We start from the raw sequence: 7,816 nt of genomic DNA, 5'->3' as shown, positions 1-7,816 counted from the left end.
CGTCAACAAAATGGTTGAACTCGGCTCTGGCAGCCAGCGCGAAATCAGTGACATCATGCTGACGCGTTACGGCTGTTATCTTATTGCCCAGAACGGTGATCCCAGGAAGCAGGAAATTGCCTTTGCTCAAACCTATTTTGCCATGCAGACTCGCAAAGCAGAGTTAATTGAACAGCGCTTACTGGAAGCAGAAAGGGTTTCTGCGCGCAAGAAATTATCCTGCACGGAAAAAGAGCTATCTGATGTAATTTACGAACAAACTGGCGGCAACCAGAATTTTGCCTTGATCCGCAGCAAAGGCGATGCAGCACTGTTTGGTAAAAGTACCCAAGCGATGAAAGCACAGTGGCAAGTGCCGGACACCCGCCCATTGGCTGACTTTGCCCCCACCATCATTCTTAAAGCTAAAGACTTTGCTACCGAAATCACCATTCACAATGCTCGTGAGCAGACAATGCAAAATGAGCCACAAATTTCACAAGAGCATGTCATCAATAACCAAGCCGTGCGCCAAACATTACTGAGTCGCGGCATTCGTCCAGAAAACCTGCCACCCGCTGAAGATGTGAAAAAGGTAGAACGCCGCTTAGCATCAACAGAAAAGAAAGCGATTAAAAATCCAGACGGATTGGAGGAGTAATGAGATAAAAACAAGCATTAGCGCTTCGGTTCCTCCAATGCGTGATATTCCAATCTATGAACTGGATAATGGCAACAGGGGCTGGAAGGGTTAAATAGAGCGTTGAATAAACAACATTTGACTGTGCAACTGCACCAGCAAGAAGCTTTTATGCACGGAATGCACCAAAATAATGCATCTGATGCACAGTTAACGAGCGAGCGCCCCGTAATACAAGGGATTACCAAGGAATGGCACACTCTTTGCTGCTTCCCCATCAACAAAGCTGTTCAATTATTGTTGTATACCCTTGGCGCGACAGCGATTGCGACGCCATTCCAACAAGAGACACTGATTATGGAACTGTCACCCCGCGAAAAAGACAAACTGCTACTTTTCACCGCCGCGCTGGTTGCCGAGCGACGCAAAGATCGCGGTGTAAAGCTCAACTACCCCGAAGCTGTTGCCTATATCAGCGCCGCCATTATGGAAGGTGCGCGTGATGGGCGCACCGTGGCTGAACTGATGGACTTCGGCCGCACACTACTCACCAGTGACGATGTTATGGACGGCATCCCCGATATGCTGCCAGAAGTACAGATCGAAGCGACCTTTCCGGACGGCACCAAGCTGGTCACTATTCACGACCCCATCGTTTAAAGGAGTCTGTCATGATACCTGGAGAAATGCGCGTTACCCCCGGTGACATCACACTCAATGCCGGGCGGGAAACCTGCCAGGTCACTGTTGCAAATACCGGGGATCGCCCGGTGCAAATTGGCTCGCATTACCATTTTTTTGAAGCCAATGAAGCCTTGAGTTTTGATCGGGAAAAGACGCGGGGTTTCCGGCTCAATATCGCTGCCGGCACAGCGGTGCGTTTTGAGCCGGGTCAGAGCCGCACCGTTGAGCTGGTAGCCTATACCGGTGAACGCCGGGTGTTTGGCTTTCAGGGCAAAATCCAGGGCGATCTTTAACCAAGTCAGGAGTAGCACATGGCAACGATTTCACGACAGGCTTATGCCGAAATGTTTGGTCCCACCAAAGGTGACCGTTTGCGCCTGGCCGATACCGAACTCTGGTTGGAAGTTGAAGACGACCTGACGATCTATGGTGATGAAGTTAAATTTGGTGGCGGCAAGGTAATCCGTGATGGCATGGGACAATCGCAGTGTCCCAGCGCCAAAACCGCAGACCTGGTGATCACCAATGCACTAATTATCGACCACTGGGGGATTATCAAAGCCGATGTAGGTATTAAAGAGGGCCGCATTCTGAAGGTTGGCAAAGCCGGAAATCCGGATACCCAGCCGGGAGTGGATATCATCATAGGCCCAGGCACTGAAGTGATTGCTGGCGAGGGTCAGATACTCACCGCTGGTGGTATTGATGCGCATATCCACTTTGTTTGCCCACAACAGATTGAAGAAGCCCTCTGCTCGGGTATCACCACCATGCTGGGGGGTGGAACAGGCCCCGCCACGGGCACCAACGCCACTACCTGTACGCCAGGGCCCTGGAATATCCATCGCATGCTTGAAGCCGCCGATGAATTCCCGATGAACCTCGGTTTTATGGGTAAAGGTAATGCCAGTTTACCGGAAGCACTGCGCGAACAGGTTGCAGCAGGTGCCATGGGCCTTAAACTTCATGAAGACTGGGGCACCACACCTGCAGCAATTGATTGCTGCCTGAGTGTTGCCGATGAAATGGATGTGCAGGTCGCCATTCATACCGATACCCTGAATGAATCCGGTTTTGTCGAATCAACCCTGGCCGCCATCAATGGCGGGTGATTCATACCTACCATACCGAGGGTGCCGGTGGTGGCCACGCACCGGATATCATCAAGGCTTGTGGCGAAAGCAATGTACTGCCTCATCGACCAATCCAACCCGCCCTTACACGGTGAATACCGTGGATGAACATCTGGATATGCTGATGGTTTGCCATCATCTGGACCCATCCATTGCTGAAGATGTCGCTTTTGCTGAATCGCGTATACGTCGTGAAACCATCGCCTCTGAAGATATTCTGCATGATCTGGGGGCTTTTTCGATGATTGCCTCTGATTCCCAAGCCATGGGCCGTGTGGGTGAAGTCATTACTCGTACCTGGCAGACCGCCCACAAAATGAAAGTACAACGCGGGGCGCTTGCTGAGGATACGGGGGAAAACGATAACTTCCGCATTAAACGCTATATCGCCAAATACACCATTAATCCGGCTATTGCGCATGGTATCAGCCATGAAGTCGGTTCGATCGAAGCCGGTAAACTCGCCGATTTGGTGTTATGGAAGCCCGCCTTTTTCGGTACCAAGCCCAGCCTGATCGTTAAAGGCGGCTTTATTGCCATGGCGCCAATGGGCGATCCTAACGCCTCTATTCCCACACCTCAGCCGGTGCATTATCGCCCCATGTTCGGCAACTACGGTAAAGCCTGCCAACGTACCTCTATGCTGTTTATGTCGAAGGCGGCTATTGCCGCGGGTATACCTCAGCAGTTGGAACTGAAAAGCCTGATCGGTGAAGTGCGTGATTGTCGAACGGCCACAAAAGACAAGATGATTCACAACAGCTACCAGCCGGAGATCAGCGTCGACCCACAAACCTATGAGGTATTGGCGGACGGGCAACTGCTGACTTGTGAGCCAGCCACTGAGACTGCCGATGGCACAGCGCTACTTTCTTTTTTAATCGCATCACAGAAACGCAACGGACTAAAGCATGATTCGACTCACTGAAAAACTGGATAGCCCTCAACCGACCGATATCAGCCTCAGCCTGAGTATCGATCAGCGTATTCGCAGCCGCCTGAAGGTTACCCTGGATGATGGCCGAGATGCCGGATTGTTTCTGCCTCGTGGTCTGATCCTGCGTGGCGGTGATTGCCTGCGCAGTGAGTGTGGCAGGTGGTTGAAATCAAAGCCTCAGCAGAAACTGTCTCAACAGTCCGTTGCGATGATCCTTTGCTGCTGGCCCGGGTTAGTTACCACCTGGCAACCGCCATGTACCCTGCAGATAGCGCCTGGGTTTGTACGCTACCAGCATGATCACGTGCTGGATGCCATGGTCGAGGGCTTAGGCGTTAAGGTGGTCTGTGAACAACAACCTTTTGAACCCGAAGCCGGTGCCTATAGCAGTGAAAATGGCCAGCATCATGGCCACAACCATGATCACGACCACACACATACGCATTAATCTGATTGATAAAGGAAAGCCCCATGAAAACCACCTATACATTCGCTATCACGGCCGCTCTGATGCTGGTCTCACCTATGTTGCTGGCCCACTCCGGTCATGACCACAGCCAAAGCAGCTTTATTTCCGGTCTGTTGCACCCTCTCACGGGCCTTGACCACTTAGCCATGTTACTTGGAGTGGGTGCCTTAGGTGCCTGGCAAACGGCAAAACAGCGCATCCAGCTATACACTGGCACCTTGGGTATTCTATTCGCCGGAGCGGTAATCGGCCTGCTAACACAAGTCGGTACAGGTATTGAAACACTGATTATAGCTTCAATGTTTATCATTGCCGTCGCTCTGTTCTTTGCCGCCCGCGGTCTGCTGCCGATGATCGCTGCGCTGGCACTGGTGATGTTCCATGGCTGGGCGCATGGTCTGGAAATGCCTGCTGGCGGCGTATTCACCTTTATGCCCGGCATGCTGATCATGGCCGCACTGATCATGCAGCAGGTTTCGCCCTGGGTAAAACCTTTCAGCCAAAATGGCTGGGTGCTGGCAGTGGCGCTGCTGCATTGTTGATCACGTTGCTGGGCTAAAATCATGCTACCAAGCCTGCGCCTCTATCAGCTCATCAGTCCATCCCTGCCTATCGGTGCGTTCACCTATTCGCAGGGCCTGGAGTGGGCCATAGAAGTGGGCTGGGTCGCAGATCAGCCCAGTCTGTATGCCTGGCTGGACAGTGTACTCAAACACAGTGTCAGCACCCTGGAGTTGCCGGTATTAATCCGGCTGTATCAGGGCTTTGCACAGGCCGATAGCCAGCAGGTCGATTACTGGTGTCAGTATCTCTGCGCCAGCCGGGAAACCGCCGAACTGCGTGCCGAAGAGTCACAACGCGGTAAGGCGCTAGCGGTATTGCTACCTTCGCTGGGCATAGAAATTCCACCCGCCAGCATCGACGCGGTTAAATCGACACAACTGGCTGGCATGGCGCTGGCCGCCCAGCATTGGCAGATTCCACTGGATGAGCTCTGCAGTGGCTACTTGTGGAGCTGGCTGGAAAACAGCGTAATGGCTGGGGTCAAACTGGTGCCATTAGGGCAAACCAGCGGCCAGCAATTACTCCTCAGCCTGTCTGAAACCCTGCCTGAATTACAACAACAGGCACTGGCTATTGCCGATGAGGCGGTGGCCGGTTGCACCCCGGCATTGGCCATCGCCAGCGCCTGTCATGAAACCCAATACACGCGTTTATTTCGCTCTTAATCTGTTAACAGGACACGCACCCATGAGTGACTACAAATCCCCTTTACGTATCGGCGTCGGTGGCCCGGTGGGTTCCGGTAAAACTGCACTGTTAGAAGTGCTGTGCAAGGCAATCCGCGACCGTTACAGCATCGCGGTGGTAACCAATGATATCTATACTCAGGAAGACGCCAAAATCCTGACCCGCGCCGAAGCCCTGCCCGCCGATCGTATTGTCGGGGTTGAAACCGGCGGCTGCCCGCATACCGCGATTCGTGAAGATGCTTCCATGAACCTGGCCGCCGTTGAAGAACTGGCCAAACTGCACAAAGACCTGGATGTCGTGTTTGTCGAGAGTGGCGGCGATAACCTCAGCGCCACCTTCAGCCCGGAACTGGCTGACCTGACCATCTATGTTATCGATGTCGCCGAAGGTGAAAAAATCCCGCGTAAAGGTGGCCCCGGTATCACCAAATCTGACCTGTTAGTGATCAACAAGATTGACCTGGCACCCTATGTCGCGCCAGCCTTGAAGTGATGGAGCCGATACCCAGCGCATGCGCCCGAACCGTCCTTATGTATTCACCAACCTGAAAACGGGTATCGGCCTGGATGTGATTATCGATTTCGTCATCAAACAGGGCATGCTGGATGCTGCCTGACAAGGATACCGCTGTATGACTGATCTGAGCCTGCCAGTATAGCCCCGGATACCCAGGACGGCTGGCGTGCACGCATCGCACTGGCCTACAGCCCACGGCGTGAGCGCACCCGGCTGATCCACTGCCAGCGTATCGGTCCGTTATCGGTGCAGCGCGCCTTCTACCCGGAAGGGTCGGTATGCCACAGCTACCTGCTACACCCACCCGGTGGCGTAGTCGGTGGTGACCGACTGGAAGTCGCGGTACAGATACAGCCAGAAGCCCATACCTTGATCACCACCCCCGGTGCCACCAAGTTTTATCGCTCCGGGGGACGCCTGGCGCATTATCGCCAGCATTTTCAGGTTGCCGAACAGGCCGCACTTGAGTGGCTACCGCAGGAAAATATCTTTTTTCCGGACAGCCGTCTGTCCATGCAGACGCAGATTGAACTGCACAGCCGCTCACGCTTTATCGGCTGGGAAATGCAATGTCTCGGACGCCCGGTGATCAATGAACGTTTTGACCGGGGCCAGGTGCGTTCATCACTAAGCCTGAGTATCGACCAAAAGCCTCTGCTGATTGAGCACTTCAACTGCAATGCGGATCAGTTACAGCAGGCCTCTGCAGGTCTCAGAGGCTATCCCATGCAGGCCACCCTGCTGATCAACCCCGCCGATGACGCGTTATTGCAACAAGTCAGGGAGGTAATTACCCAGTCAGCCGCCACCAATATCCTTGCCGGAGCCACCCGACTCGACAGTCTGATCGTGGTGCGCCTGCTGGGCCATCAAACCGAACCCCTGTTACAGCAGATGATTGCCATCTGGCAGGCAGTGAGACCGACAGTGATGGGACGCCCAGCTTGTCTACCGCGGATCTGGGCAACCTGAGCTAGCAGACGTCTACTCCCACCGGGCCTCAGCTTCTGACAGCACAAACCTCACATCCTTGCCATCTGCACGCATCTGAATAACGGCTTTGGGCGATCCATCCGGATTAAGCTGCACCAGGCCTATGCCAGCTGCATTCAGCAGTCGCTCACCATGATCTGCCGTTTCTGGTTTGTGTGGAATGACCTTCATACTACGACGCCGCGTGAACCAATTAAGCGGTGATTTAGGTGAATATAGCCAACGGTTTAGGCGGTCAAATACATCCAGCAACCGTTTGGGAAACTCATTTTTGATGCCACTACTGGTTATTTGCCATAAATCAGGTCCACGCTGGTTACCACGTAACTGGATTTCATACACAAATGAGTAATGCACGTCTCCGGAAAGAATAATGAAGTGTTGAGGCGTTCTGGGATGTCGAAACATGTTGATCAAGGTAGAGGCTGATCCTGGATGAGCCATCCAGTTTTCAGCATCCACAATGAGTGGTTTACCAAACCAGGCAAAGGTTCGTTGCACCGTTTCGATTAACTTGACCCCAAACATTGGCGCAGGCGATACCAGCACAACAGCATCCAGATGCATAAGTTGCTGTTGCAGATCGGTTAACGCTTCCCAATCCATAAGCCAGAGGGTTTTTCAAGCGATACTTCTGAACGCCAGCGATGAGTGCGGGTATCCAAAACAACCAGAGCGGGCTCTGTCGGCCAGACATAATGCCATTTAGAAAAATGCAGAAGCCGACGCAGCAAATCATCATGTTCCTCACATCCAGGCTTTGCTAATACTAACTGGACATCCTGCATAAGCTCTTTTGAGAAATCCTCAGGGCAGTTACCCCAGCCCTGGCAGATTAAATAACCTAGCAGAGCATTGCCAATGATCCTCGATGAAAAATCATGGTTATAGGCGGCTTGTTCCCAAGCGGCAGTAAGATTCCAGTCATCGGTAACATCATGGTCATCAAAGATCATCGCCACCGGAAGATGAGCCAAAGCCCGGCGTACTTGTGGCAGCCCTTGAACAAACGCTTGAATGACACCTTGCTGTTCAAGAAAATCAGTTTGCTGCTTGGCCGTTAAATGTGAAGGTACAGACCAGCCCTGTTCACTTAGCAACCAATCCCAGCTTTCCGGGGACCAAACAAGCAAATACATCCCCAGCACTTCAGCCAACGAAATCAGATGATTCTGGCTGAATCCGAGGTGAAAACCGGTTTCGTGCGCCCC

At 52.9% G+C, this 7,816-nt stretch carries 8 protein-coding genes and 3 pseudogenes; 9 read left to right on the top strand and 2 right to left on the bottom strand.

All coding sequences use genetic code 11. From position 1 onward, the window contains the following. The 9 genes and pseudogenes from dinD to LH51_RS11060 form a co-directional block, all read left to right on the top strand. A partial coding sequence (gene dinD / locus LH51_RS11100; RefSeq protein ID WP_036522238.1) for a DNA damage-inducible protein D occupies positions 1 to 640 on the top strand: 640 nt, incomplete at its 5' end. 336 nt (positions 641 to 976) lie between these two features. After that, a complete protein-coding gene (gene ureA / locus LH51_RS11095) occupies positions 977 to 1,279 on the top strand; it encodes an urease subunit gamma (protein WP_036522237.1) in 303 nt (100 codons plus the stop codon). Positions 1,280 to 1,290: 11 nt separating this feature from the next. Continuing rightward, positions 1,291 to 1,596, top strand: a complete 306-nt coding sequence (locus tag LH51_RS11090) for an urease subunit beta (RefSeq protein ID WP_036522236.1) — start codon at positions 1,291 to 1,293, stop codon at positions 1,594 to 1,596. Positions 1,597 to 1,614: 18 nt separating this feature from the next. Continuing rightward, positions 1,615 to 3,317: pseudogene (gene ureC, locus LH51_RS11085) on the top strand (urease subunit alpha). Between the two features lie 30 nt (positions 3,318 to 3,347). Beyond that, positions 3,348 to 3,821 (top strand): urease accessory protein UreE, encoded by a 474-nt coding sequence (locus tag LH51_RS11080; RefSeq protein ID WP_235263680.1) that lies wholly within the window; start codon positions 3,348 to 3,350, stop codon positions 3,819 to 3,821. A gap of 23 nt (positions 3,822 to 3,844) precedes the next feature. Next, positions 3,845 to 4,384: a HupE/UreJ family protein gene (locus tag LH51_RS11075; RefSeq protein WP_052063698.1), complete on the top strand. Its 540-nt coding sequence runs from the start codon at positions 3,845 to 3,847 to the stop codon at positions 4,382 to 4,384. Between the two features lie 21 nt (positions 4,385 to 4,405). Next, positions 4,406 to 5,071: an urease accessory protein UreF gene (locus tag LH51_RS11070; RefSeq protein WP_036522234.1), complete on the top strand. Its 666-nt coding sequence runs from the start codon at positions 4,406 to 4,408 to the stop codon at positions 5,069 to 5,071. Between the two features lie 22 nt (positions 5,072 to 5,093). Beyond that, positions 5,094 to 5,712 (top strand): annotated as a pseudogene (gene ureG, locus LH51_RS11065) (urease accessory protein UreG). 146 nt (positions 5,713 to 5,858) lie between these two features. Further along, the gene (locus LH51_RS11060) at positions 5,859 to 6,584 is read left to right on the top strand and encodes an urease accessory protein UreD (RefSeq protein WP_200881972.1); all 726 of its coding nucleotides are present in this window, start codon (positions 5,859 to 5,861) and stop codon (positions 6,582 to 6,584) included. A 12-nt stretch (positions 6,585 to 6,596) separates the two neighbouring features. Here the strand turns inward: LH51_RS11060 and LH51_RS21460 are convergent, their stop codons facing one another. Both LH51_RS21460 and LH51_RS21455 read right to left on the bottom strand, forming a co-directional pair. Further along, positions 6,597 to 7,211 (bottom strand): hypothetical protein, encoded by a 615-nt coding sequence (locus LH51_RS21460; RefSeq protein ID WP_200881971.1) that lies wholly within the window; start codon positions 7,209 to 7,211, stop codon positions 6,597 to 6,599. Then, positions 7,193 to 7,816, bottom strand: a pseudogene (locus LH51_RS21455) (alkaline phosphatase family protein); the annotation flags it as partial. The gene LH51_RS21460 and the pseudogene LH51_RS21455, both read right to left, overlap by 19 nt.

It is taken from the genome of Nitrincola sp. A-D6 (assembly GCF_000764495.1).
GTDB lineage: Bacteria > Pseudomonadota > Gammaproteobacteria > Pseudomonadales > Balneatricaceae > Nitrincola.
Note: the sequence above shows the minus strand (reverse complement) of the source record. Positions and strands in the feature narration are given on the sequence as shown.

Bases quoted from the DNA above. Each gene is read 5' to 3' on its own strand.
- LH51_RS21460 (WP_200881971.1), bottom strand. From the start codon at position 7,211: ATGGATTGGGAAGCGTTAACCGATCTGCAACAGCAACTTATGCATCTG.
- LH51_RS11080 (WP_235263680.1), top strand. From the start codon at position 3,348: ATGATTCGACTCACTGAAAAACTGGATAGCCCTCAACCGACCGATATC.
- LH51_RS11075 (WP_052063698.1), top strand. From the start codon at position 3,845: ATGAAAACCACCTATACATTCGCTATCACGGCCGCTCTGATGCTGGTC.
- LH51_RS11070 (WP_036522234.1), top strand. From the start codon at position 4,406: ATGCTACCAAGCCTGCGCCTCTATCAGCTCATCAGTCCATCCCTGCCT.
- ureA (WP_036522237.1), top strand. From the start codon at position 977: ATGGAACTGTCACCCCGCGAAAAAGACAAACTGCTACTTTTCACCGCC.
- LH51_RS11090 (WP_036522236.1), top strand. From the start codon at position 1,291: ATGATACCTGGAGAAATGCGCGTTACCCCCGGTGACATCACACTCAAT.